General features: G+C 71.4%; 1 protein-coding gene and 1 pseudogene. Both read right to left on the reverse strand.

The window, feature by feature from the left end:
• Nucleotides 1-1,254, reverse strand: a 1,254-nt coding sequence (locus BGO22_RS16355; RefSeq protein WP_070400681.1) for a phenylacetate--CoA ligase family protein, incomplete at its 3' end; no start/stop codon positions are given.
• Nucleotides 1,254-1,394 (reverse strand): annotated as a pseudogene (locus tag BGO22_RS16360) (ABC transporter ATP-binding protein); the annotation flags it as partial. The gene BGO22_RS16355 and the pseudogene BGO22_RS16360, both read right to left, overlap by 1 nt.

Genomic DNA, 1,394 nt, shown 5'->3' on the forward strand with positions numbered 1-1,394 from the left:
GCGGTAGCTGCGGGCGTCCTCGATCACCTTGCCGTCGTTGGGCAGGCTGCCGGGCGCCACCAGCTCCACCTCGCCGCGCAGCTTGGTGATATCGCGCACGGCGGCGGCGATGCTTTCGCGCAGCGCCTCGGCGGCCTGGCCGCCCGGCTCGGCTTCCACGCGCAGGCAGAGCTGGTCGCTGGCCATCTCGCCGCTGACCACCAGGCGGGCCTTGCGGATCTGCGGGAAGCGGCGCGCGATGTCGGCCACCTGCGAGGGGTGCACGAACATGCCGCGCACCTTGGTGGTCTGGTCGGCGCGGCCCATCCAGCCCTTGATGCGCGGCGCCGTGCGGCCCGTGGGGCAGGCGCCCGGCAGCATGGCCGAGAGGTCGCCGGTGCCGAAGCGGATCAGCGGGTAGGCCGGGTTGAGCGAGGTGACCACCAGCTCACCGACCTCGCCTTCGGCCACGGGATCGTCCGTGCCTGGACGCACGATCTCCACGATCACCTGTTCCTCCACCACCAGGCCCTCGCGGGCGGCGGTTTCATAGGCCACCAGGCCGAGGTCGGCGGTGGCATAGGTCTGGTACACGGCCACGCCGCGTTCGGCGAACCAGGCGGTCAGGCTGGGCGGGCAGGCCTCGCCGCCCACCACCGCCTTCGTCAGGGATGAGAGGTCCGCGCCGGTTTCGGCGGCCTTCTCGATCAGGATGCGCAGGAAGCTGGGCGTGCCCGTGTAGCCCTCGGGCCGCAGCTCGGCCATGGCCTGCAGCTGCTGTTCGGTCTGGCCGGTGCCGGCGGGAAAGACGGTGCAGCCCACCGCGTGCGCGCCCGACTCCAGGATGAAGGCGCCCGGTGTCATGTGGTAGCTGAAGGCGTTGTGCACCAGTTCGCCCGCGCGAAAGCCCGCGGCGAACAGGGCGCGGCCCGTGCGCCAGTAGTCGCGCGTGGCGCCCTCGGGTTCGTAGATCGGACCGGGCGACGCGTACAGACGCGTCATCGCCGGTCCCCGCACCAGGGCGCTGAAGCCGCCGAAAGGGTCGCGGGCGACCTGGGCGCGCTGGCGTCCCAGCAGGCTGCTTTTGCGCGTGACCGGCAGCTTCGCCAGCGCGGCACGGCTGTTCACGCCGGCCGCGTCCACGCCGCTCAGGATCTCGGCGAAGGCCGGGCTGTGGGCCTGCGCGTGCGCGACCTGCCGCGCCAGCGCGGCCATCTGCTCGGCCTCTCGTTGCGCGGGGGCGCGCGTCTCCAGCGAATCGAAGAACGGATTCATCACGCCAGCCACCTTTTCCTCCGCTTGTAGCTCTTCACGTCCTTGAAGCTCTTGCGTTCACCGCCGCCCATGCCGAGGTAGAACTCCTTGACGTCCTCGTTGTTGCGCAGCTCGGGCGCGGGGCCGTCCATGACGATGCG

Source organism: Hydrogenophaga sp. 70-12, assembly GCF_001897365.1.
GTDB classification, from domain to species: domain Bacteria; phylum Pseudomonadota; class Gammaproteobacteria; order Burkholderiales; family Burkholderiaceae_C; genus Hydrogenophaga; species Hydrogenophaga borbori.